This is a genomic window from Bythopirellula superficialaquae (assembly GCF_059632245.1).
In genome coordinates this window covers 2449311-2473171 of sequence record NZ_CP197426.1, presented here as the reverse complement: position 1 = coordinate 2473171, position 23861 = coordinate 2449311, and the positions used below count along the sequence as shown (strand labels likewise).

Below are 23861 nucleotides of genomic sequence, written 5' to 3'. Positions count from 1 at the left end.
GCACGCGATGAGTGCGATTAGCTCAATGAATCGCCGTTTTGACCGGCGGACACGACTTGACGTGCCTTGTGATGAGTACGTTTAACGTCTTCTTGAGGGTCCATGCGGGTTGCCGAGCTTCTTGTAAAATCGGGTAACCAGCGAATTTCACCCCCCGACATTGCCGACTCATGAGCCAGAATACCAACACACGTCCAGTTGGCACTAGTCTCGGCATTCGGCCAAGGATCGCGATCTTCGACCAAGGCCTGCACAAACTCGTTTACCAAATGGGGATGCGAGCCGCCGTGGCCGGAACCTTGCAGGAAGGATAAATGATCGGCGTCGACAATTGACCGGGTAAACTGCTGGATTTCTTCCGGCAACAGGTGGGCAAAGTCAGGAATCGCGATCCGCTCAGCGATTTCGTGCTCAGGCCGCTTGGCCGTATGCAGGATATGTGATTCGCCTTCGACGAGCGTCCACTCAAACGATTTTTTGGACCCATAAACGTCAAAACTCTCGCGATACTGCCGAGCTGTGTCGTACAAGAAGCGCCAAATATGAGCCGAAACATCACTCTCGGCGAGCTTGATGTGGCACGATTCGACGGCAAAGGGGCTGCCGCTCTTTTGCCGGATATCGTCGCGTACGCTTCCGGAACCGAAACACGAAACACATTCGGCACGACTGTTCATCAACCCCAAGACGGGGCTGACAACATGCGTGGCGTAGTGCATGGGAATCATGCGTTGCCAATACTCAGGCCAACCATCCATATCCTGAGGATGAGATGCCTGCAGGTATTGAATCTTTCCGAACTCGCCTCGTTCGTACATATCCTTGATATACAGAAACTCGCGGCTATAAACCACCGTTTCAGCCATCATGTATTTCAGCCCCGTCTCGGCGACAAGGTCACAAATCTTCTCACATTCTTCAACCGTCGTCGCCATCGGAACGGTACACATGACATGCTTGCCAGCTTCTAGAGCGGCAATGCTCATGCGCGCGTGATCACCAATAGGGCTATTAATGTGCACGAAGTCGATCTCTGGATCGGCAAGTACATCAGCAAACTTGGTGTAACGCTTTGGGATACCAAAGGCATCGCCAATCTTATTGAGTTCAGCTTCATTACGTCGGCAGACCGCCGCGATGTTCACCATCGGGTGCTTCTGATAAATCGGAATGAACTCGGCGCCAAAACCGAGTCCGACAAGAGCGGCATTCAACACTTGTGTTTCTCTAACCACTTTCGTTGTTCCTGCGCAATAGAAAAGATGCGGCGCTGAGTTTCCTCAGCACTTCATAAGCAGCGGAAAATACCGCCTTTTAAAATGATTTCACTCTTTTATTTTAGCCATGAGTCAGTAATGTAGTATGGAGAAAAGCGCATAACACCTGTGATTTATTACATGCTCGTCTAATGATCAAGGTTGCGATACTCATCAACTTGCCCTCCAACGAGGTGACAGACGCATGCACGGCCGAAAGTCTGTAGCTCTTTTGATCGAAACTTCCAACGCTTACGCGCGAGGATTGCTTGACGGAATTATTGCCTATCAACGCGAGCATGATCCCTGGTCAATCTACGTCGGCGAGCAGGGGCGTGGCGCGCAGCCGCCAACCTGGGTCAAGAATTGGAAGGGCGATGGCATCATCGCTCGTATTGAAACCGAAGCTATTGCTTCCGCGGTGAGACGAACACGTCTCCCTATGGTTGACGTAAGCGCAGCACGCTTAATTAAAAACATTCCCTGGGTCGAAACCGATGACCGCGAGATCGCTCGTTTGGCTGCCCAGCATTTGATTGAGCGAGGTTTTGAAAAGCTTGCATTCTATGGCGAACCGAAATTCAACTGGTCCCAGTGGCGGCAACAGCATTTCGTAACATCGGCCGCCGAAGCAGACTGTGAATGCTTTATCTTCGACGGCAAAAGTCGCAGCGACTTCGACTATTCATGGACGACCGAACGCAAACGCCTCAAAGCCTGGGTGCAAAAGCTTCCCAAACCCATAGGGGTCATGGCATGCTATGACTTTGCGGGACAACAGTTATTAGATGTTTGTCGCGAACTCGATGTCGCTGTCCCAGAGCAAGTGGCTGTGATTGGCGTTGATAACGACGCGCGTCTGTGCCGACTCTGCACCCCGCCACTTTCGAGCGTCATACCTGACACGCACCGCACGGGTTACGAAGCTGCACAATTACTGGACCAATTGATGCACAGTTTAAAAAAATCAGAGGAATGTATTTTGGTTCCTCCGTCGGGAATAGCGGAGCGTCAATCGAGCGACGTCTATGCCTTGGACGATAATGACATTGTTACCGCCCTGAGATTTATTCGAGAAAATGCCTGTAAAGGAATCGGCGTAGCCGACGTTCTTAAAGCCGTGCCGCTTTCACGCCGCATGCTGGAACATCGTTTTCAGAAGCTTGTGCGACGCACCCCTCATGCGGAGATTATTCGCATTCGTATGGAACGAGCGTGCCGTCTATTACGCGAAACGGACCTTTCTCTTTCCGAGATTACCAGTCGATCTGGCTTCGCCAATCCCGATTACTTTTCGGTGGCGTTTAAGAATTTCATGCAAATGACGCCGCGGAACTATCGCAAGCGCAGTCGGTTGTCTCGTCAAAAATAAATACCGCTGGAGCGTTATGACCCTATCTCCCTAGCAAAGTTCACTCTATAACTCTTACATCTTTTCAGCCTATCTCTTCAATTGAAATCGACTCCTCTTTTTTTGGCGAGAATCTTTATGACCCAGTCAAGCGATCAAAAGCGACTTTTTCTCGGCTGTTTTATGGCACTCGTGGCCACGGCATTCGGGTTTGCTGTTCGCAATTCACCACAAGTGATTGAAAGTTGGCAAAAATCGTTTGATCTCACGGAAGAACAGATCGGCACATTGATAGGCGTTGGACTATTCCCATTTGCAATCTCCATCATCTTGCTGAGCCTAGTTGTTGATCGCATTGGATATGGCCGCATTTTAGTGTTTGCTTTTATTGGACACCTTGTTTCGGTCGTCCTTACAATTATGGCAAAAGATTTTCGCACGCTTTACGTCGCGACCTTTGTCTATGCCTTAGCCAATGGTGCGGTTGAAGCGGTGATTAATCCAGTCGTGGCGACGATTCATCGTGAAAACAAGACACACTGGCTTAATATCTTACATGCGGGATGGCCAGGGGGACTCGTGCTGGGTGGTCTTCTATCTATCCTGGTTTTAACCTTGGGCAATACGCTTGGTGCATCGCTGCCCGGTGAACTCTGGCAATGGCAATTAGGTATCTTGCTGCTGCCAATTCTTTCCTATGGCCTTCTTTTGGCAGGAATGAAGTTTCCCCCACAAGAACGTGTTGAGGCAGGTATCAGTTATCGCACGATGCTTGAAGAATTTGGAGCAGGCAGTGCCTATATTGTCTCCTTTCTTATCATCATGGGGATCAGCCAACTCTTAACAGTATTTGGTTATCCACCTATTTCTCCCCACATGGCGCTCGCCTACGCTATCGCTCCCACGGTTTTGTATGCAATTTTTATCCCTAGCTTCGGTCGACCAATGTTCGTTTTCTTGATGCTTGTCATGTTCCTGTTGGCGACCACAGAACTTGGCACCGATGGTTGGATTCAGAGCATTATGGCAGCGGTTTTGGATGACCCCATCAAGGGAACTTTATTCTTAACTTACACCTCGGCAATTATGTTTGTGCTGAGATTCTTTGCTGGCCCGATCGTCCACCGCATCTCGCCGCTTGGTTTATTGGCGGGTTGTTCGGCACTCGCAACCGTTGGTTTGTACTGGCTCGGAAATGCTGGGACCGCGGCGATGACCTTGTTTGCCGCCGCGACTTTGTACGGCGTGGGCAAAACTTTCTTCTGGCCAACCACACTTGGTGTCGTGTCGGAACAATATCCCAGGGGGGGCGCACTCTTATTGAACGCGATTAGCGGCGTTGGAATGATTTCGATCGGTACGCTGGGTGGACCAGCCATCGGTACTTTACAGGACCAAACAATCAATGCTGCAGTTGCCCAAGCAGTCCCTAACGTTCATGCCGAGATCGCCCAGGAGCAACAAGGGCTCTTTTTTAACTATCAGGCCATCGATAACACCAAAGTTGCATCACTCCCAGAGGCGGATCAAGAAAAAATCAACCAGATCTCCGCGCAAACTAAGCAACACGCCCTTGCAAAAATCGCTGTCTTGCCCGCGATTATGTGCGTCTGCTATCTCGCGTTGATTGCTTACTTCAAGTCACGCGGCGGTTATCGCGCCGAGGTTCTCACGGGGCATGCCGCCGAGGATGAAAAATTCACCGGCGGCACGATAGGGCCAGGAGAAGGTTGAGCTACTTCATCGGTTCACATTCCAACGTGAATTGTTGATCCTCGGCTGTGTCGTAGCGATCAAGCACGGGTGAATAGGTGCGCACTTCGACCGTTTTGCCATCCGGCAGAAATTCCAGCAGTCTCATGTCGCCCATGCCACCTTCTTCCTTGAATTGGTAGTTGGCCAGCAGCTGATGTACGGTGTTACCATGCTTTCCTTCACTACTTAGCCGGCCTGTGCCATCTTCCAGCACATGACCGTTAAAAGTAAAGCGAAAGTGGGGATACTTTGAGACGAGCTTCTGCCACAGTTGTTCGCCGTCGTTGATCGTCTGATTGGGAATTTTCGCAAGTGGATAGGAATGGGGATTCCAAGTCTGGTTGTGGCTGTTCTTGGCCCAATCGTATCGAGTATCGTCGTAGTACATGTAGGCATGCGTAACGAGCATCACTAGGTGATCGGGGTGCTTTTTCACGACTTCTTCAGCCCATGCAACGACCTCATCTCTGGGAGCCCATTCCAAGGCAATCACAAGCCATTTCTGATCACCTGCTTCAAAGGTGTGGAAAGAATTATCGGTTTGTTCATCTTCAAAAAAAGCACCTATCGAGGGTTGCTGAGCATAAGTGGATCCAACGCCAAAATACTTTTCCTTGTTAAACATCGTGTCACGATCGGCGGAATTGCCGTTGGGCCCGTAGTCGTGATTACCGGGAATCATTGCGTAGGGAACTTTGCCATCAAGTGTCTGCATCGCCGCTAAGGCATTGTCCCATTGCTCTGGGACGTTGTTATCGGTGATATCTCCCTCGTGCAGAACATATTTAATGTTGTGAGATTTTACATGATCAACGATCCACTGCGTTTGCTTCTTGTAATGCTCGGGATAGGCGCGACTGTAAATTTGCGTGTCTGGAAGAATAACCAGCGTCCATGAACCGGGTTGAATCGGTTGCACTTCAGCGAGAGCTGAGTACGTCGCCAGAGCGCAAAAACAAAGCGTGAGGAAACAAATGCGCAGAGGGTTGATCACTGAAATTACTTCCCTTCTCGAGTTCGTGTGTAGAATACATTTAGAGGATTTAGACGGCGGAACTTTTCTAAACTTATCTAACGCAAATTCAATATTGCGACTTTGAAATTTCACATCTACACGTGTTATTTCACAAAGCAAATGGTTAGCATTTTTGAATTGACGTTTTTTGCATCTTCATCGAATATCGTAATAGAGAAATCAAATCCCCAAACAGTTGCTCAACTACTTTTCTAATGTTTGAGGATTTGGATGAGTCAAAGCTGAGGTGGGCCTGAACGAGGCTAAAGGCCTGATCGAATTTAGGCGATTTTGGCGCCAGGCGGAAGGCGCAGTATCGGTACATCTCACCTGAGACGAATTGAAACGACTTGGAAGCGGAAAGAAAGAGCCAAGATTGCCTGGCAATCACCCGAGGCTCGCTGCGGAGAGGGTCAACGCTCATGGCGTTGACGACAATCCGGACGAGTCATGACGTTCTATTTTCTTACTTGTGAGGGAGAGTCTAATGAAGAAAACTTTTCTTGTGATCGCGGCTACGTTGGCCGTTGCTTGTTTGTTGACAATTCAAGGTACGGCTCTGGCAACGCTAAACTACGCCGGTACTGAATACAACATTGGTGGAACATTCTTTCCCGGAGGTTCTGCACCCTATGTCGTCGTGCCCTGGCGGTCTGATTCAGTTACAAAGGCCCTTGATATCGATGGAAATAATGTTTACGGCAGCGATGGCTATGCCCTGTTCGCAACACAATTCAATTGGCCTAATCAAGGCTGCTGCGGCTCGGTGCAAGCTGTGAACAGCGCCACCTATCCAAACCTGATTGATTTGCCATCTTACGTCGCTGCATCACAATTCCTCGTTAATAACAAAATTGGCGGTTGGAACTACGCTTTGATCGATGACCCGACACTGGTCAACGGCTACCGCGACTACAATTGGGGTAATACACAAGTACCAGCAGTAGTTCCAGCAAATTCACAATCTCCCTATGTAAAAATGGGCAACATCGAAGGCAATGACATTTTAGGAAACAATGCACGCTCTGGTCCTAATGGTGCAGGTCGCTGGGGTTTCACGTTGGGCGCTGATGTGCCACAAACGGTTCGAGTGAGTGTGATGAGCGATGGGTATGATGGCACTAACTGGTCGGCAACAGAGGTGTTGTTGGCACGCGTTGATAACGTTGGCGGTATTTTGGACATCGTCGGTTCAGGTGCATTAACTCGTAATCGATTCGTCGATATGCATACGTTTGATATTGTTGGTGGCCAGGCTGGTGAAAATTATGCCATTTTCGCCAAGGCCTCGGGCGACGGCCAGGGTGCGATCGCCGGCGTTGCTTTTGACAGTGTGGTGCCTGAACCAACCGGCGTGGTACTGCTGTTGTCGGCTGTGGGATCGCTTGTGGCATTTCCCAAGCGACGCCAAGGTCGTTAATTGATTGAGGGTGAACGTCAGGGAGGCAGTGATCGCTGCTTGTATCACTGCCTCCCATTTTCAACAAGAAGCAGAGAACAGTTGGAAATCACATTGGGCGTTCTTTTAGGGAGATTCGAGAAGAGGTGGACTATGGAAAAGCATTTTAAGTCAAACAGGCGAGCTTTCACACTCGTTGAGCTCTTGGTGGTCATCGCGATCATTGGCGTCCTTGTGGCACTCTTATTGCCCGCGATTCAAGCCGCCCGCGAGGCTGCCCGCCGGAGCCAGTGCATCAACAATATGCGCCAGTTTTCTCTCGGTTGCTTAAACTACGAAAGCGCTAACAAGGTCCTGCCAGCTGGTTCGTCCACGCGAACTAGCGGCGACAATGACTTACACCACACATGGGCTGCTTATATCTTGCCTTACCTTGAAGCCGGCTCGATGTTCGATCAAATCGATTTTAGTCAAGCCGCTTGGCAGCCGTGGGTTGCCAGTGGTTATCAATGCCCCCCCAACGCCGTGTGGACCTACACACAACTCGACATCCATTTGTGCCCATCCGATCAAACTCGTGGTATCCATACAGGATCGTGTGCCTGTTTTGCTCACGGAAATTATGTGGCCAACCAGGGCTGGCGACCGTTGTGGTCGCAGATAGAAAGTGAGCAAACCCACGATACCGAAGTTGCTCAAGATCTTGCGGACTATGCCAACGACCCCGCCGCAAGTGCCGACATGCGGGGACCTTTTGAAAAGATGTTTGACATGAGTGGCAAAGGCATACCTCTCAAGCGGATTACTGATGGAACGACAAATACAGCCATGCTGGGTGAAGTCCGACAATTTCCCGGAGAAGATTCGCGAGGCATGCTCTATCTCGCTAGCTCAATGTACGGTCACTTCTCGGCACCCAACACAGCGGCGACCGACTACATGGAGTTTTGTACCAACGCATCCAACCCTCCAAAAGTGGATGATGCTCAAGGAAGCGTTAATCCCGGCGCGCCATGTAGCCAACAATACGCCGCTCCGCCACGACGCCATGGCCAAACTTCACGCAGCTCGCATCCTGGCGGCGTTAACTTGTCTTTTTGCGATGGCAGCGTGCGGTATATCTCCGACGACGTCGATTTGACCAACTGGCGGCGGATGTCGACGAGAGCCGGCGAAGAAGTGCTTTCGAACTAGTAGAACTAACTCGTCCAAAAAAAATGCTTTTCCAACACGGCAACAGAACTTTTTTCACTTTCTTGTCACTGCTGGGGCTGTGTTTGCTCGTCCTTGGCGGCTGCGCAAAGAGTCAACCCGGTATTGCTCTTTCCGGTGGTGTGACATTCGATGGCAAACCCGTTGAAACAGGTCAGATTATTTTCGAGCCCCAAGCGGGCGGCAAAATGACACTCGCACAAATCGCCAACGGCACTTATCAACTTCCTGCCGAGCGCCCAGCTCAAACGGGAAAATACTTGGTCCGCATCACGGCCGATCGGCCGACGGGACACACAATAGCTGCCGATCCCCGTTCGCAAGAGGACCAATCCACTGAAGAACTCGAACAATACATTCCTGCGAAATACAACACGCGATCAGAACTTTATTTGGAACTGACGGATCAGACCCCTGACAAGCACGACTTTGCATTAACAAGTAATTAATTGAATTCGCTGACACATACGGCGATCGGAGAATGAAAGGCGTCATCATGAAATACTTATCTGCCACTTTTGTATTACTTCTCTGCGTGGAATTAGCCGGTGCTGTTGATTTGCAGTTTGTTGCAACTCAAGAGGATCTCGGCGGCACGTTTTTTCCTACCTATTCGTATCCTCAGAATTCGATTTCGAACTGGCGCAGCGATTCGGAAGCGAACTTTTACAGCGTCTCCGATCAGATCGGCCAACGGTACTATGCGAAAGACGGTTGGGCGCTGTTTGGAACCCAATTCGCGTTTCCGAATGCCAATCCCGGCGGCGTAGCTAACGCATTCCTTCCGCCCGAAATGGATATCACCGATCCTAACTTTGAAAATCTGTTCAATCTCCCAAGTTTCGTTACTCAACATCAAATCTTTTCGTCACGTATCGCCGCCGGTTGGTCATATGCACTGATTGACGATCCCCGCTTACAGGGCGGTATTCGCAAGTGGACGTTTGACGGCACAAACTATCCCGATCCAGTTGGACCTAATCCGGGCACCGGCGATCCCGGCAATATCACGGGCGTTGTTCCCTATGTAAAACTTGGAATCCTGGACGGCCTGGATACCATCACGGGAGCAAACCCAACTTTTGATCCGTCAGGCCGCTGGGGGTTTCAAGTCGGTGCCAATGTTCCTTCGCATTTTCGTATTGGGGTCATGACCGACGGACTTGATGGCGTTCAGTTCGCCCCCGGTGAAGTTTTCTTGACCCATTTGGTTGATCAAACGCCCGTCGAGACGATTAGCTCGGGAGCACTGTCCCCTAACCGCTTCGTCGACATGCATTTCTTTGATATTATTGACGCACAGCCTGGCGATCAGTTTTTATTCTCCGCGATGACGGCTCCTGGCGGTGCCAGTGCTGGTATCTCTGGATTTTCGTTTGACATCATCACGCCCTTTGTTGGCTCGGGTGCTGACTTCGATGGTGACGGAGACGTCGATGGCCGAGACTTCTTAGCTTGGCAGCGTGGTGACTCGCCCAATCCGTTCAGCAGCGCCGACCTGACCTTGTGGCAATCGGAGTACAATGGCGGCGCCTTGGTAGGCGGCGTCAGCGTACCTGAACCGAGCACCGTTGCACTTTTGCTGGCTTCGCTCTTGTGCCTCAAAATTCGCCGCTTCTAATTAGCTAACATATTGAACAACCTCCCAGGCCCTCTTTCTTTGGATTCGTTCAAAGGGAGAGGGTTTTTTAATTGACCATAGCCATGATGAATATATTTATCACCCGAATAGTATTCACACTTACCAGCCTTTTGCTCGTTTGCTTCCCATGCGTTGCCGAGCAAACCGACCGTCAGACTCAAAACGTCATCTATATATCTATCGATGGCTTGCGATTCCAAGAATTGTTCACCGGCGCGGATAATCGACTGATCGATAAGGACGTAGGTGGCGTATACAACCCTGAAGCTCTGCGTGTTCGATTCTGGCGCGAAGATCAAATGTCCCGCCGCGACCGATTGATGCCGTTCTTTTGGAACATGATCGCCAAGCAAGGACAAGTCTTTGGTTCGCCGGAGGACAATTGCATTGACTTGGTCAAGAACGGCAAATACTTTTCCTACCCCGGCTACCAAGAGCTCCTGTGCGGATTCCCCGACGACGAGATTAACTCCAACGATAAAAACCCGAACCCCAATAAATCGGTTCTTGAGTGGCTTAACGAGCAGCCAGAACTGAAGGGCAAGATTGCGGCATTCACTTCCTGGGATCTGTTTCCTTATATTCTCAATGCCGAGCGCAGTGGCATTTACGTCAACGCGGGTTGGCAGCCGTTTGACTTCGCTCCCGATTCGCCAACGCTCACGGATTTGAACCGCACGATGCGCGAGCTGCCCCATTTGTGGGAATACGCCCGCTTCGATTACTTCACCATCGCGGGGGCTTTGGAATATTTGCGCACCAAGCAGCCGCGAGTTCTGTATATCTCGCTCGATGAAACCGACGACTGGTGCCATTCTGGGCGCTATGATTTGTATCTCGATGCCGCTCATCGCACTGATGCCTATCTCAAACAAATTTGGGACTTTCTGCAAAGCTCGTCCCACTATCGTGGCAATACATCGCTCGTCATCACTACCGATCATGGCCGTGGGGATGGACGCGAAGGTTGGAAGAATCATAGTGTTGACCTCCCGGGTTCTGAGCGGGTTTGGAGTGCGATCATTGGTCCCGATACTCCAGCACTGGGTGTTCGCAAGGATTTGGAAGTAACTCAAGGTCAAACTGCTGCGACGGTGGCGGCTCTGTTGGGCTACGATTACGCCGCGACAGATTCGAGGATTGCTCCCGCCTTGCCCGACGTGCTGAATTCGACGGATAAGCCATAATCAGCAGGCTCATCGGCCAACAATTGAATTGTCGCGCATAGCATGTCAGAATAGGGGACCTCAACGCCTCGGTTCCCGGAGTCTGATGATGCCACGTTTTGTGCTTTCGCTCGTGCTGCTTACGCTGATTTCCTCGTTTTCGTTTGCCCAAAGCAAGCCCGCCATCGACCCCGACGAGGGCGTTCCCCACATCAATTGGAGCGAAGCGGGCAGCGCCGTGGGCCAAACAGTCTTTGTCAGCGGCAAAATCACAAGCGTCGGCAACACAAACCGGATCGCTTTCCTCAATTTTGACGAGAATCGTCCCCCCGCCTTCACAGCAGTCATTTTCAACGACAACTGGGACAAATTTCCTGGCGAGTTGCGAGACTTGTATAACGACAAGAACGTGGAGATTCGCGGACTGATCACCACTTATCAAGATCGCCCCCAAGTGGTCGTGACTAAACCCGAGCAAATTACAATCCTCGACGAACTGCCTGAAACGCAAACGCTTGAAGACAAAAAGGTCGAAACCTGGTCGGGAAATCCCCAGGAAATTGTCGTTGCCACCGTGAACACGCTGAATTTGTTTGATGGTCATGATGATCCTTACACCACCGACGAAGGCACTCCGGAAAAACCGCGGGAAGAGCTCGAGCATCTCGCGGCAACGATTCGCAAGGTGAACGCCGACGTGGTTGCCTTGCAGGAAGTCGAGAATCGCGGATATCTGGAGCGCTTCGTCAAATTGTTTCTCGCTGACATGGGTTACAATTACATCGTGCAGTTCGATGGCAATGACCTCCGCGGCATCGATGTGGCTCTGATTTCGCGGGTACCTATTGGTGAGGTCACTTCTCGCCGGCATTTGGAATTTCGCGACCCAGGCGGTGTCCTGCGACGGTTCAATCGCGACGTCCCCGCCATTACGGTGATGCCCAAGGATGCCGCCCCGATTGAAATCTGGCCTGTTCACCTCAAGAGCAAAGCCGATAGCGCCGAGACTTCCGAGCCCATTCGTCTGGCGGAAGCCACGGAACTTCGGCGACTGCTCGACGAAGAATTCAAGCAGGACCCCAACGCACGGATCATCGTGACCGGTGATTTCAACGACACCCGCGACAGCAAACCGTTTTCCATTATCTTGGGATCTGGCGCCACAGAAATGTGGGCTCCCGAGGCCAAGGAAACAGCGGATTCCGTCATCGACCCTGAGTTCCCCGAAGGCCGCGCGCCGATCGACTTCATTACCGTATCGCCGGCGATGCGCAAGCTTTACGTCGAGGATTCTTGCCAGGTGATGCGCGCCCCCGATGAAGTCGACGGCTCGGATCACGACCCCGTGTGGGCAAAGTTCAAGCTGCAATAGCGCAGCGGCCGCGCTAAGGTCCGGAACTTTGTCATCTTGATCAACTTCATCAACTTGTTCATGCCTTTGCTTTGATCAAGTTGTTGGGAATATCGGTGTTCGCTCTCATACAGTCCATCGTCAATTGTCTTCTCCCTCCAGGTTTGCCAGCATGGTGAGGTTTGCTTGGTTTGCAGCCTCTCGATTGTTGCAAAGCAGGGGGAAGGACTGTGGTCGATGGACTGTAGACTGTGAGATCTCTTCTCCAGTCCTTGGTTCTACTGTCCACAGTTCTATTGTCCCATAGTCCTCTTGTACCAAATCGCGCGGCCATTTCCGACAAGATTCCGTGGTTACAATTAGCTGCTCATGAGATTCTTGGTTTACTTTTTGTTTGCCATCGCCACAGGCTTGACGGCCACAATGGCGACCGAGCCCGTGGATTCTCGTTACGTAGCTTCCTTCCCCTCATCGCTTTCCAAAAAAGGGTTGCAGGTCGAAGACGTTGACGATGCCCTGCGGCTGGGGGTGAAACACGCCGCGATCAACGTCGATTTGTGCCAACTGGTCGATGTATCGTCAGACGACTTGGAAGACAACGGCCAACCTTATTGGATAACTGGCGGACGGCGGTTCAATTTCAATTCCCGTTACCTGCATGAATTGGATCGCAAGATCAAGAAACTTTCCGATCGCGGCGTCGTGGTCTACCTCATCCTGCTGACGTATGCCAATGCCGATGAGCATATTAACAAGATTATGCTCCATCCTCGCTATGACCCAGCTGCGCCGAATCGGCTTGGAATGTTCAACGCGACGACGCCCGAGGGGAAGGCCTGGCTCACGGCGGTGATGAAGTTTCTTGCGGAGCGCTGGTCCCGGCCGAATGAAAAGTTTGGCCGAGTCTCCGGTTACATTGTCGGCAACGAGGTCAACTCGCACTGGTGGTGGTCGAACATGGGCCGCGCTTCGTTAGAAGACGTCGTGACTGCCTATCACGCCGCTGTGCGACTGATTCACAATGCCGTCCGGCGACAATCGTCGTGGGCCCGCGTTTACATTTCACTCGATCATTTCTGGACGATGCGCAATCCGCCGAGTGAGGAACTGCAGGCCGTTGGCGGTAAAGCGTTTCTCGACGATTTCGCGCGACAGGCTCGGGAAGCAGGGGATTTCGATTGGCACGTGGCGTATCATCCGTATCCCGAAGATTTGTTTAACCCGCGGTTTTGGAACGACACAACCGCCTTATCCGAGGAAAACACTCCGCGGATCACGTTCAAAAATCTCGATGTGCTAACACGGTATTTGAAACGTGACGAGTTGTTATATGACGGCGAGCCCCGGCGGGTCATACTCAGCGAGCAAGGTTTTCACACGCCCGATGGGCCGGACGGAGAATTGGTCCAAGCGGCCGCTTACTGCGCGGCCTATAAACAGGTTGAAAAAACCGAGGGTATCGACGCCTTCATTTTGCACCGACACGTGGACCATCCGCACGAGGGTGGCTTGCGATTGGGATTGCGCCGACTGGCTCCTGGCAATGGTGAGCCGCACGGTAAAAAATTGATTTATGAGTGCTTCCGAGCGGCGGATACCACGGAATGGGAAGAGGCATTTCGCTTTGCATTGCCTATTGTGGGGAAAAAGAGCTGGGAATAGGGCGTTTTGGTGCGGCCAAACCGCCAGCGGGCGAACCCCACGGATTGCCGAACTGTCCGTCTCACGGCGTTTGGCTAATAATAATTGAACGGAATCAGTACATCGAGGCAGGCGAAGCAATGGCATCAGGAGAAAGCGACGATGAGGCAAGTCGCCAGCGAACGCGAGAACGGATTGTTGTTTTAATTCTGGCCGCGGTCCAATTCACGACGATCGTCGACTTTATGATCGTTATGCCGTTGGGGCCGCAGCTCATGCGGACTCTGCAAATCTCTCCCGCGCAATTCGGCACGGTCGTGTCTTCCTACACATTCGCCGCTGGTGCGGCAGGCTTGATCGCTTCATCGATTGTTGATCGCTTTGCCCGACGTTCGACGTTCATGGTGTTGAACGCCGGCTTTCTGCTGGGAACTTTGTTCTGCGCGCTCGCACCCAATTACACGGCGCTCGTGCTCGCGCGGATCGCTACCGGTGCCTTTGGCGGTATTCTGGGCGGAATGGCGATGGCAATTATTGGTGACGTCTTTCCTGAAGAGCGACGTGGTAGGGCGACCGGCTCGATGATGACGGGCTTCGCACTCGCTTCGGTGGCCGGAGTTCCGTTTGGTTTATATCTCGGCACGAATTACGGGTGGCACGTACCATTCGTGGTGCTGGCGATTGGCGGCTTGCCGGCATTGATCTTGTCGCGGTTGGCTCTACCCCCACTCGATGCCCACGTGGGAAAGGCTCACGAACATCCGCTTGCTTCCTTGATGGAAACATTCTCGCAGCCGAATCATTTGAAGGCGTTCGCGTTGATCATCACGTTGATGGTGGGCAACTTCACGGTGTTCCCGTATTTGAGCGCCTATTTGGTGGCCAACGTCGGAATGAGCGAGCAGCAACTGCCGCTGGTTTACATTGCCGGTGGCGCGCTGACCTTTGTCGCGGCACCCATCGTGGGCAAACTCGCCGACCATTTCGGCAAACTCAAGATTTATCGCTTCGTCGCCCCAACTTCGGCGGTGATGATTCTGTTAATCACCCATCTGCCGCCGGTACCGACCGTTGTGGCGGTGCTCGTGTTTGGTGGCATGATGATGTGTAATGTGGGTCGCATGATCCCCGCGATGGCGATGGTCACCAGCAGCGTCGAACCACGCCGCCGCGGCGCGTTCTTGAGCGCCAATTCCTCGGTGCAGCACATGGCCTGTGGTTTGGGGGCTTCAATCGGCGGGATGATTATTGCCGAATCCCCCAGCGGCAAGATCGAGCATTTCGGCACCGTAGGTTGGATCGCCGTGGCATCGACGCTTGCGAGTCTGTGGCTCGCAGGTCATTTGCGCGTGGCGGATGAACCGATCTCGGCCGAGGAGATCAGCCTTGCGGCGGCAGCGGAGGGCGAAGTCGTGGCTGGCGAACCGATGTTGGTGAGCGAGTTGGAAGCGCGCTAAGCCGCGAGCGGCTAGAGGGTGTCGATGTCGTGGATCACGCTTGGGTCGTCAACTTCAAACCGCACGCACAAGTCGCGGTGATCGAGCCAAAATTGGCGCAAGCCTCCGGCTTCGTCGGCGGTGAGAATCTGTTCGGCAATCGTGGCTGGAATCATCACGGGGTGCCCACCGTTGCCGTTGAAGGTTGGCATCACGGCTTTGCCGGGATGTTCGTTAGCGATTGCTGAGATTTGCGTGAGGGTTCGTGGACTAATTGTTGGATGGTCGCCAAGTTGGAGGAGAATGGAAACATTACCCCCGGACCGCGTGGCGGTCCGGCTAAACTCAAGTGCAGCTTGCAGGCCGGTTTTGATCGAGTTGATCATTGGTGCGTCGGGATCGGACTCGATAACTTGGAATTTTCGATTTTCCAGTGCGGCCACGACTTCGTCGGCGCGGTGGCCGACGACGACGAACATCGCTTCGCAAGTCGAAGCAATTGTGTCGAACGCCGCCGCGACAAGAGGCTTCTCACCGTCGGCGGTGGGCACGAGATGAAACTGCTTGTTGCCCCCCATGCGACGGCCACGACCGGCGGCGAGGAGTAGGCCGTGTAGTTTGTGTTTATTCACCATAAATAGCCGCGATTCAACGAATCGCTGGGACCGGCGATTCGTTGAATCGCGGCTAAGGTTTGAAAGCTACTTCCGAGCCGCTTGCGGTTTGGTGATCGCCAACGCGGCGGGGGAATCACTCATCGGCAGCTTCAACCGTACTTGGCCATCGTATTTGTAGAGCGCGCCGGCAATCGCGGGGGCCGTCGGCACCAAGCCAATCTCACCAACCCCACGCGCGCCAAACGGGCACTCGGGATCGGGTTCTTCGACGAAAATGAGCTCCATCTCCGGCATTTGATGGCTGCGAAGAACTCCGCAATCGTTCATCTTTTTCGCTTGAATGACCGCTCCCTCGCTCTGGAAGTCTTCGGTCAGTGCGTAACCAATCCCCATGTGGAGCGAGCCGTACATCTGGCCCTTGAGGTGCGTTGGATTGAGCACGCGACCGACGTCGTGAGCGGCAATCATCTTCACGAGCTTGCCATCGTCGTCGAGGATCGCCACTTGGGTTGCGAAGCCGTAAGTGATGTGCGTCTTCGGCCCGCCGGGCTTGTCCATGTCGTAGCCGAGCTTACTGGTGTAACTGCAAATCCACTCGCCGTGGAACACTTGCCCCGCGAGATCGGCAAGAGTTTTGCCACTGTCGAGCGCGGCTTTGAGGGCTTTCCCCGCTTCGGCGATGGAATTTCCAGCCAGCACGGTTGCCCGGCTGGCGGTCGTCTGGCCGCAGTTGAGCATGAGACTCGTGTCGGTGGAGCATTTGAAAACTTCCGGAGGCAGGCCAGTCGCTTCTACCGCGAATTGGATGCAGATCGTGAACAGACCTTGGCCCATTTCGGTGAAGCCGGTGCGAATATGCACGCTGCCGTCGTCTTCAATCGTGAATGCCGCGCGGCCGATGTCGGGCATGCCATTGCCGATGCCGACATTCTTGATGCCACAGGCGATGCCGGCGTATTTGGCGGCTTTGAATTGATCTTTAACGGCTTCGAGCGTTTTTCGCAGACCGAATGGCTTATCGAGAATCTGTCCCGTGGCGAAGGCTTCGCCCCGTTCGAGGATATTCCGGTCGCGGATGTCGTAGGCATCGATACCGACTTTTTCGGCCAAGCGGTCGAGCAAACCTTCAATGGCGAATGCCGCCTGATTGGCGCCAAAACCACGCATCGCTCCGCAGGGAGGATTGTTCGTGTAAACGGCGAGCGATTCCATGTCGATGTTTGGCACGCGATAAGGTCCCGTGCAGTGGCCACCGGCGCGCTCCAGCACTTTGGCACCCACCGAGGCATAAGCGCCCTTGTCACCGATGATGCGAGCCTTCACCGCCATGATGTGCCCTTCGGCATCGCAACCGATTTTGTAATTCAGCACAATCGGATGGCGCTTCGGATGGATACGGAAACTTTCTGGCCGGGTGAGCGTCATTTTCACCGGTCGCTGTACGAGCCAAGCCATCAGCGCGGTCTGGGCCTGGATCGACATATCTTCCTTGCCGCCGAAGGCCCCGCCATTGCTCACGAGCAATACTTCGACGTGTTCTTTATCAATGCCAAGCACTGACGAGATCTGGCGTTGATCGTCGAAAACTCCTTGACCTTGGGTAAAGACAAACAGGCCGGGTTCTACGGGACGCTGAAGCGACCACTCGGTGTCCGTGTTGATCGGTACGACTAGGCATGCTTCGGGTTCGAGAAACAGGTGCTCGATCCGCTGCGTGACGTAGGTATCTTCCAGAACAAAGGCCGAGTTGCGAAAGCCTTCCTCGACATCCCCTTTTTTGAGCGACGATTTGCTCAGTAGGTTGGTATCGAGATGGGGATGCACGATGCCCAAGCTGGGGTCGAGTGCTTTTTCGGGATCGGTGATCGGCTCGTAGACTTCGTATTCGATGTCGATCAACTGGGCTGCGCGGCGGGCCAAGTGCTGTGTGTCGGCCACGACTGAAGCCACCACGTCGCCCGTACAGCGGGTCACGTCACCGATGCCCACGTAAACGGGCCAATCTTTGGCAATAAGTCCCACGAGCGGATCGCCCGGAATGTCGGCGGCGGTCACCACGCGATGCACACCATCGAGTGCCAGCGCGCGAGTGGGATCGATGGAAAGAATTTTCGCGCGGGGGTGATCGGTGAGTCGCACCGCGCCGTACAGCATGTCGGGCACGACCATATCGTCGACGAATTTGCGATCGCCAAGCACGGCGTCGTGGCCTGTGTAACGCTGTAGATCGGTCCCCACTTTGCCGGAACGGTCGGCCTCGGACAGCGGCGGCAATTCTTCGCCGCGGCGGAGTTTGGCGTACTGATCGATGCTGTCGACGATTTGCGCGTAACCCGTGCAGCGGCAAAGATGGGGCTTGAGCGAATTGGTGATTTCTTCGCGGGTGGGATTGGGATTTTTATCGCACAGCCCAACGCCACGCATCGCCATGCCAGGGATGCAAAAGCCACATTGCACCCCGCCACAGCGGACAAACGAATCGGCGATCTGCTGGCGATGCTCTTCGTCGAGCCCTTCGAGGGTGGTGATTTCCTTGCCAACCGCTTTGGCTGGCTTGATCGCACAGGACAATGTCGCCTTGCCATCGAGCAGAATTGTGCAACAACCACACTGAGCCTGGGGTGCACAGCCGTTCTTGGGTGAGGTGATCCCCAAGTGATCCCGCAGCACGTCGAGCAAGGTGAGCTCTTCGTGGTCGAGGATTTCGACTTCAACGTCGGAACCGTTGACTCGGCACGAAAGTTTGAGAGAGTTAGGGTCAGAAACTGTTGCCACAGGGTTGGCCTCCAGAGAACTGGTGTAGGTGAACCAGACCGGCGATGGTAAAACCTCCGCCTTGGGGGTTTGATAGCAAACCCGGTCAGTGACTGTTGCCTGGTCGTAGTGGCCAACTCATGCCTCGCAGTGGGCGAGACTATCCTTCCACCAGTACTAGTGTGCCATACGGACAGACTTGGTTCAAGCACAATACGGGACCTTCGCATAGACACAATAAGGGTTTTTGGTAGATTGCTCCGATTATGAAAAACAGCACATACCTCAAAGCAGCACAAAAGTACGAAAAACAGATGGTCAAGTTCCTGCGGGACTTGATCGCGATCCCCAGCGAATCGGCCGAAGAAGGGCCGGTAATCGCCCGTATCCGCGAGGAGATGGAAGCCACAAAGGCGTTCGACAAGATTTGGGTCGACAAGCTCGGCAACCTGTTGGGACAGGTCGGCACGCCCGGCAAGGGTAAGAAGCTGATCGCCATCGATGCCCACGTCGATACGGTCGGCATCGGCAACCGCGACGAATGGAAGCATGATCCTTACAAAGGTAAAGTCGCCGACGGCAAAGTCTGGGGCCGCGGCGCGGGAGACCAAGAGGGTGCCGTGCCGGCGATGGTTTACGCCGCCAAAATCTTGCGTGATCTTAAAGTCGACATGTCGGAGTTTTATTTGCTTCTGACGTTCACCGTGATGGAAGAAGACTGCGACGGCCTCTGTTGGCAGTACATCGTCAACGAAGACAAGATTAAGCCCGATGTGGTGGTCGTTACCGATTCCACGAACTGCACGATCTTGCGCGGTCAGCGCGGGCGGATGGAAATTGGCGTCACGTGTGATGGCAAGTCGTGCCACGGTTCGATGCCGGAAAAAGGTGACAATGCGGTTTACAAGATTGCTAAAGTCGTTCGCGAGATTGAATCGCTGAACGAGCGACTTCCTAAGGATGATTTCCTGGGCAAAGGAACGATCACGGTCAGCTACATCGACTGCAAGACTCCCAGCCTCTGTGCTGTGCCTGGACAGGCCTACATACATTTGGATCGCCGCCTGACGGTTGGTGATACCAAGCAATTGGCTGTCGCGCAAGTGAAAGACGCTGTGAAGCGGGCCGGCGTGAAAGCCAAGGTGGAAGTGTTGCGATATTCGCGGCCCAGCTATACCGGTTTGGAATACGAGACCGAGAAGTACTTTCCGACATGGTGCTTCCCCGAAGAGTCGTTGCAAATTCAGGCCGCGATCAAAGCACATCAAGATGTGTTGGGCCGCGCACCGGTTGTGCACCGCTGGACGTTCAGCACCAACGCTGTGTCGATCGCGGGGATGTACGACATACCCTGCGTTGGTTTTGGTCCGGCACCGGAAAGCGTGGCTCACACGGTCAACGATTCGGTGCCGATCCAACACCTGATCGACTGTGCGGCATTCTACGCCGGCTTCGGCGAGGCCTATTGCGACCTGGCTGCAGGTCGACCGAACGAAACTTCGATGACGTTTAAACGAAAAAACAGTGCTTAATAGAACACAGATGAACGCGGATTGGACGGATTTGCACTGATTTTGATCGGTGTTCATCCGCACAATCAGAGATAATCCGCGTTCTATTCCAAAGAATCATTAGTTGGAGAATATTGACCGATGGCGAATCTTAAAGGCCGCGACTATATCGAAACTCAGGACCTCACTCGCGAAGAGTTGGACCTGCTGCTGGATACCACCACGGAGCTCAAAGCGAAGTTCCACCGAGGCGAACCCACACAACTCTTGCCGCATCAAACGGCTTTCTTGCTGTTCTTCGATAAGTCCACTCGCACTCGTAATGCCTTTGAAGCGGGGATGACTCAGCTTGGTGGTCATGCCCACTTCCTTGATGCCGACGTCACGCAAATCAGCCACGGCGAAACACCGGCCGACACCGGCAAGATTCTGGCCTCGATGGGCCATGGTATTTGCATCCGCCACGACTTGGTGCTTGACCAGGGCAACAAGTACATGCGCGAGATGGCCGAGGCCTCCAATGTGCCGATCATCAACATGCAGTGTGACGTTGATCACCCTACGCAAACCCTAGCCGACTTGCAAACGATGCGTGAATTGTTTGGCAACGATTTGAGCGGCAAGAAGATCGCCGTCAGCTGGGCGTTCGCTCCCTCCTATGCTAAGCCGTTGAGCGTGCCGCAGGGCTTGATCACCTTGATGACTCGTTTTGGCATGCACGTGACGCTTGCGCATCCGCCGGGATACAATCTGGTCGGTCGGACGCTGGAAGCCGCTAAGAAGAACGCGGCTGAATCGGGCGGCAAATTCGAGATCGTCGACGACATGGATGCCGCGTTTGAAGGGGCTGACATTGTTTATCCCAAGAGTTGGGGCGTTTATGATCTGATGCTTGAGCGGCAGAACGCCACGACGAAGGATGAAATCGCCGACAACCAAAAGGCATGCCTCGCGATGAACGCGAAGTACAAGAATTGGATCTGCGACGAAAACCGTATGAAACTCGCCAAAAAGACGGCCGTTTACATGCACTGCCTGCCGGCCGATCGCGGCTCGGAAGTCACGGATGCCGTGATCGATGGCCCACAATCGGTGGTGTTCCCCGAGGCGGAGAATCGTTTACACACGGCTAAGGCGATCATGTCGTGCACGATGCGCGAGCGGCCGTTCTAGTGCGGAAAGGTAAAACTCATGTCATTCCGAAGGAGCCTAAGCGACTGAGGAATCTGGTTTCTACCTGAGTAAGTATAGGATCCGTGTGACGACTGAAGCCAGATCCCACGGGTCGCAGAACTCACCTCGGGATGACAAGGTTGCAAAGGACTTGCATGAGTATCGCGCCGCAGAAGTTGGTGATTGCGCTGGGTGGAAATGCCATCAGCGTGCCTGGTGAGCAAGGGACCATCGAAGAGCAGTTCGAGCACACCCGGCAGACGGCTGTTTTCCTCGCCGATGCGATTCTTACTGGCTACCAACCGATCATCACGCACGGCAACGGCCCCCAAGTCGGCAATATCCTGCGGCGGGTGGAACTCGCTAAGCATGAGCTTTACACGATACCGCTCGAGGTTTGCGTGGCCGACACCCAAGCGGGCATGGGCTATATGATCGGCCAGTGCTTGATGAACGAGCTCGCCGGGCGCGGTCAACAAAGTCACGTGACAACCATTGTCACCAACGTGCGAGTGGATAAGGACGACCCAGCATTCCAAAAACCGACGAAGCCGATTGGTCCCAAGCTCGAAAAAAGTGTCGCCGAAAAACAGCGCGACGCCGAAGGCTGGAAGATCAAAGAGATGCCAGACGGCAGTTATCGGCGGATCGTTTCGTCGCCGCGTCCCATGGAAATCATGGAGCTGTCGACGATCAGAAATCTAGCCGATGACGGAGAATTGGTCATCTGCTGCGGGGGTGGAGGCATTCCCGTTTGCCGTGACGAGCAAGGCAAATTCAGCGGCAGCGCGGCGGTCATCGACAAAGATTTGACGACTGCGTTGTTGGCTCGTGAGCTGGGCGTCTCGACGATGGTCATCCTCACGGGCGTGGAGCGGGTATGCCTTAATTTTGGTAAACCCGACGAAAAGCAGCTCTCAGAGGTTTCTCTGGTGGAAGCTCAAGAATATCTTGGCGCGGGGCACTTTGGTTCGGGGTCAATGGGGCCCAAGGTGGAAGCCGCGGTCGATTTCGTGACTAACTCTCAAGCGCCCAACGCCGTGGCCTATATCGGACATTTGGAAAAGCTCGGTGAAGTCTTAGCGGGTTCGAGTGGAACGAAGTTTGTGAAGTAGCACTTCGACTAGCCGGACAGCAACGCGGTCCGGTCCGCGCTAACAATTATGGCCCGGAGCACGTTGTGCTCCGGCTAAGGTTTACATCCGGCCCCATAGTTCGCGGGTCGTGGCCACCGCGGCGGCACGCAGCGATGTTTCATCGCACGACACGACTTGGCCGTTACGCAGACACCAACGACCATCGATCATCACGCTGTCGACGAATTCCGGCCCGAGCGTAAATAAGAAATGCCCAGCAAGGTTATCGCTCGTAAGCGGCGTCGCGGGGCGGTAGCTGGTAAGCACTAAATCCGCTGCGGCCCCCACTTCCAATTTGCCCAGCGTCACGCCCAGTCTTTTTGAAGCGAGCCGAGCCGATTCAGCGAGCAACCCCAGCGAACCACCAAAGGGCAGGGGGGAATGAGCATCATGACTTTTGAATTCCGCAAGCCGAGCTTCACGCCACATGTCGGCACCGATGCCGTCCGTGCCGAGCGTAACTGGCAAAGTGGCATTCGCTACTTTGGTGTAGCCGACGCCATTGTTCATATTGGAACTTGGGTTGTGTGCTAGGTGCAGCAACTCTTTGTACTCGGCGAGCCGCGCGTGATCATCTGGTGAAAGATGCGTGCCGTGGCCAAGAATTGTGCCTGGAACTTCGAGCAATCCGACCCGCTCGAAACGGTCGATCAAACCACAGCCGAATTGCTCGCGCGTTATTTTCTCGTCGACGGGATCCTCGGCCACGTGGATATGCACGCCGACCCCCAATTCGCTGGCCATCTCGACGCAATTCGCTAGTGACAGCTCGCTGAGCGTAAAGCTGGCATGGGCTCCCACTAATGCGGCGAAATGTCCGTTGTTGCGTGACTGACACTGGCGAATGTAGCGTTCACTTTCGACCAGTCCTTCGCTCCCTTCGGTGGGGCGATTGCGGTCGGTCACTTCGTAGCAAAGCACGCCCCGGCATCCAACGTCGGCGATGCCTTGCTCCAACGCGGTAAGGCTTCCTTCGATGCAATTGGGAGAAGCATGATGATCGATCAAGGTCGTCGTACCACATCGCAACGCCGTGAGCGCACCAATTTGGCCGCTCGCTTTGACGCTCTCCAAATTATGGGCACGGTCGAGCCGCCACCAAATTAGCTCCAAGATCTCGTGAAAATTCTGGGGCTGACGTGGTGGGGCAGGCATCCCCACGGCAAGCGCCGAATACAAATGGGTGTGAGCACAGACGAGGCCCGGCATCAGGACGGCCCCAGAGCAATCGACGATGTCGTCGCCAGGTTGCAGCGTAAGATTGGTGCCCACCGAAACAATGCGGCCATCGGCCTCACGCAGATCGCCCCGCTCGACCCGCGGGGGGTCTAACTGGACCAGTAAGCAATCGCGAAATAAGGTCGGCATCGTCTTGACCAAGATTGAGTCTGAATTCCACGCGGATGGTGTGCCTATCCGTGAGTCTAAGACACTGCTGGGCGAGCC

Annotated in this window: 18 protein-coding genes; 13 read left to right on the top strand and 5 right to left on the bottom strand. The window is 53.8% G+C overall.

Annotated elements, in window-relative coordinates; translation table 11 throughout:
- Positions 1-17: 17 nt before the first annotated feature.
- Positions 18-1217 (bottom strand): Gfo/Idh/MocA family protein, encoded by a 1200-nt coding sequence (locus tag SH678x_RS10065; protein ID WP_496922776.1) that lies wholly within the window; start codon positions 1215-1217, stop codon positions 18-20.
- A gap of 244 nt (positions 1218-1461) precedes the next feature.
- Here SH678x_RS10065 and SH678x_RS10060 point away from each other — a divergent pair, with 244 nt between their 5' ends.
- Together SH678x_RS10060 and SH678x_RS10055 are read left to right on the top strand one after the other, a co-directional pair.
- A complete protein-coding gene (locus SH678x_RS10060) occupies positions 1462-2628 on the top strand; it encodes a XylR family transcriptional regulator (RefSeq protein ID WP_496922775.1) in 1167 nt (388 codons plus the stop codon).
- Positions 2629-2841: 213 nt separating this feature from the next.
- Positions 2842-4341: an MFS transporter gene (locus SH678x_RS10055; RefSeq protein WP_496922774.1), complete on the top strand. Its 1500-nt coding sequence runs from the start codon at positions 2842-2844 to the stop codon at positions 4339-4341.
- A 1-nt stretch (position 4342) separates the two neighbouring features.
- Here SH678x_RS10055 and SH678x_RS10050 read toward each other — a convergent pair whose 3' ends face one another.
- The gene (locus tag SH678x_RS10050; RefSeq protein WP_496922773.1) at positions 4343-5356 is read right to left on the bottom strand and encodes a metallophosphoesterase; all 1014 of its coding nucleotides are present in this window, start codon (positions 5354-5356) and stop codon (positions 4343-4345) included.
- Positions 5357-5864: 508 nt separating this feature from the next.
- Here SH678x_RS10050 and SH678x_RS10045 point away from each other — a divergent pair.
- The 8 genes from SH678x_RS10045 (at position 5865) to SH678x_RS10010 (ending at position 15245) form a co-directional block, all read left to right on the top strand.
- On the top strand, positions 5865-6797 hold the full coding sequence (locus tag SH678x_RS10045; RefSeq protein ID WP_496922772.1) for a hypothetical protein: 933 nt from the start codon (positions 5865-5867) through the stop codon (positions 6795-6797).
- 132 nt (positions 6798-6929) lie between these two features.
- Entirely contained in the window at positions 6930-7970 is a 1041-nt protein-coding gene (locus tag SH678x_RS10040; protein WP_496922771.1) for a DUF1559 family PulG-like putative transporter, read from the top strand.
- Positions 7971-7993: 23 nt separating this feature from the next.
- Positions 7994-8437, top strand: coding sequence for a hypothetical protein (locus SH678x_RS10035; RefSeq protein WP_496922770.1), 444 nt, complete (start codon positions 7994-7996; stop codon positions 8435-8437).
- Positions 8438-8484: 47 nt separating this feature from the next.
- Positions 8485-9609 carry a PEP-CTERM sorting domain-containing protein gene (locus SH678x_RS10030; protein WP_496922769.1) on the top strand — a complete coding sequence of 375 codons (1125 nt, stop codon included), beginning with the start codon at positions 8485-8487 and terminating at the stop codon, positions 9607-9609.
- Between the two features lie 83 nt (positions 9610-9692).
- Positions 9693-10817, top strand: a complete 1125-nt coding sequence (locus tag SH678x_RS10025) for an alkaline phosphatase family protein (protein WP_496922768.1) — start codon at positions 9693-9695, stop codon at positions 10815-10817.
- An 85-nt stretch (positions 10818-10902) separates the two neighbouring features.
- Positions 10903-12168, top strand: coding sequence for an endonuclease/exonuclease/phosphatase family protein (locus SH678x_RS10020; RefSeq protein ID WP_496922767.1), 1266 nt, complete (start codon positions 10903-10905; stop codon positions 12166-12168).
- Positions 12169-12516: 348 nt separating this feature from the next.
- Entirely contained in the window at positions 12517-13809 is a 1293-nt protein-coding gene (locus SH678x_RS10015) for a DUF5722 domain-containing protein (RefSeq protein WP_496922766.1), read from the top strand.
- A 119-nt stretch (positions 13810-13928) separates the two neighbouring features.
- On the top strand, positions 13929-15245 hold the full coding sequence (locus tag SH678x_RS10010; protein WP_496922765.1) for an MFS transporter: 1317 nt from the start codon (positions 13929-13931) through the stop codon (positions 15243-15245).
- A gap of 11 nt (positions 15246-15256) precedes the next feature.
- On the opposite strand, the gene SH678x_RS10005 is transcribed toward SH678x_RS10010, so the two are convergent.
- Both SH678x_RS10005 and xdh read right to left on the bottom strand, forming a co-directional pair.
- Complete coding sequence (locus SH678x_RS10005) at positions 15257-15859, bottom strand: nucleotidyltransferase family protein (RefSeq protein WP_496922764.1); 603 nt, start codon at positions 15857-15859, stop codon at positions 15257-15259.
- A gap of 66 nt (positions 15860-15925) precedes the next feature.
- Positions 15926-18616 (bottom strand): selenium-dependent xanthine dehydrogenase, encoded by a 2691-nt coding sequence (xdh, locus tag SH678x_RS10000; protein WP_496922763.1) that lies wholly within the window; start codon positions 18614-18616, stop codon positions 15926-15928.
- Between the two features lie 245 nt (positions 18617-18861).
- On the opposite strand from xdh, the gene SH678x_RS09995 reads away from it, so the two are divergent.
- From SH678x_RS09995 to SH678x_RS09985, 3 genes are all read left to right on the top strand, one after another.
- On the top strand, positions 18862-20127 hold the full coding sequence (locus tag SH678x_RS09995; protein WP_496922762.1) for a YgeY family selenium metabolism-linked hydrolase: 1266 nt from the start codon (positions 18862-18864) through the stop codon (positions 20125-20127).
- Between the two features lie 120 nt (positions 20128-20247).
- Positions 20248-21279 carry an ornithine carbamoyltransferase gene (locus SH678x_RS09990; protein ID WP_496922761.1) on the top strand — a complete coding sequence of 344 codons (1032 nt, stop codon included), beginning with the start codon at positions 20248-20250 and terminating at the stop codon, positions 21277-21279.
- Positions 21280-21434: 155 nt separating this feature from the next.
- Positions 21435-22394, top strand: a complete 960-nt coding sequence (locus tag SH678x_RS09985) for a carbamate kinase (protein ID WP_496922760.1) — start codon at positions 21435-21437, stop codon at positions 22392-22394.
- An 81-nt stretch (positions 22395-22475) separates the two neighbouring features.
- On the opposite strand, the gene SH678x_RS09980 is transcribed toward SH678x_RS09985, so the two are convergent.
- On the bottom strand, positions 22476-23783 hold the full coding sequence (locus SH678x_RS09980) for an amidohydrolase family protein (protein WP_496922759.1): 1308 nt from the start codon (positions 23781-23783) through the stop codon (positions 22476-22478).
- Between the last annotated feature and the right edge of the window lie 78 nt (positions 23784-23861).

Excerpts from the sequence above, each read along its gene's own strand:
- SH678x_RS10060 (WP_496922775.1), top strand. The coding sequence starts at position 1,462 with ATGCACGGCCGAAAGTCTGTAGCTCTTTTGATCGAAACTTCCAACGCT.
- SH678x_RS10045 (WP_496922772.1), top strand. The coding sequence starts at position 5,865 with ATGAAGAAAACTTTTCTTGTGATCGCGGCTACGTTGGCCGTTGCTTGT.
- SH678x_RS10040 (WP_496922771.1), top strand. The coding sequence starts at position 6,930 with ATGGAAAAGCATTTTAAGTCAAACAGGCGAGCTTTCACACTCGTTGAG.
- SH678x_RS10035 (WP_496922770.1), top strand. The coding sequence starts at position 7,994 with ATGCTTTTCCAACACGGCAACAGAACTTTTTTCACTTTCTTGTCACTG.
- SH678x_RS10030 (WP_496922769.1), top strand. The coding sequence starts at position 8,485 with ATGAAATACTTATCTGCCACTTTTGTATTACTTCTCTGCGTGGAATTA.
- SH678x_RS10025 (WP_496922768.1), top strand. The coding sequence starts at position 9,693 with ATGATGAATATATTTATCACCCGAATAGTATTCACACTTACCAGCCTT.
- SH678x_RS10020 (WP_496922767.1), top strand. The coding sequence starts at position 10,903 with ATGATGCCACGTTTTGTGCTTTCGCTCGTGCTGCTTACGCTGATTTCC.
- SH678x_RS10015 (WP_496922766.1), top strand. The coding sequence starts at position 12,517 with ATGAGATTCTTGGTTTACTTTTTGTTTGCCATCGCCACAGGCTTGACG.
- SH678x_RS10010 (WP_496922765.1), top strand. The coding sequence starts at position 13,929 with ATGGCATCAGGAGAAAGCGACGATGAGGCAAGTCGCCAGCGAACGCGA.
- SH678x_RS10005 (WP_496922764.1), bottom strand. The coding sequence starts at position 15,859 with ATGGTGAATAAACACAAACTACACGGCCTACTCCTCGCCGCCGGTCGT.
- SH678x_RS09995 (WP_496922762.1), top strand. The coding sequence starts at position 18,862 with ATGAAAAACAGCACATACCTCAAAGCAGCACAAAAGTACGAAAAACAG.
- SH678x_RS09990 (WP_496922761.1), top strand. The coding sequence starts at position 20,248 with ATGGCGAATCTTAAAGGCCGCGACTATATCGAAACTCAGGACCTCACT.
- SH678x_RS09985 (WP_496922760.1), top strand. The coding sequence starts at position 21,435 with ATGAGTATCGCGCCGCAGAAGTTGGTGATTGCGCTGGGTGGAAATGCC.
- SH678x_RS09980 (WP_496922759.1), bottom strand. The coding sequence starts at position 23,783 with ATGCCGACCTTATTTCGCGATTGCTTACTGGTCCAGTTAGACCCCCCG.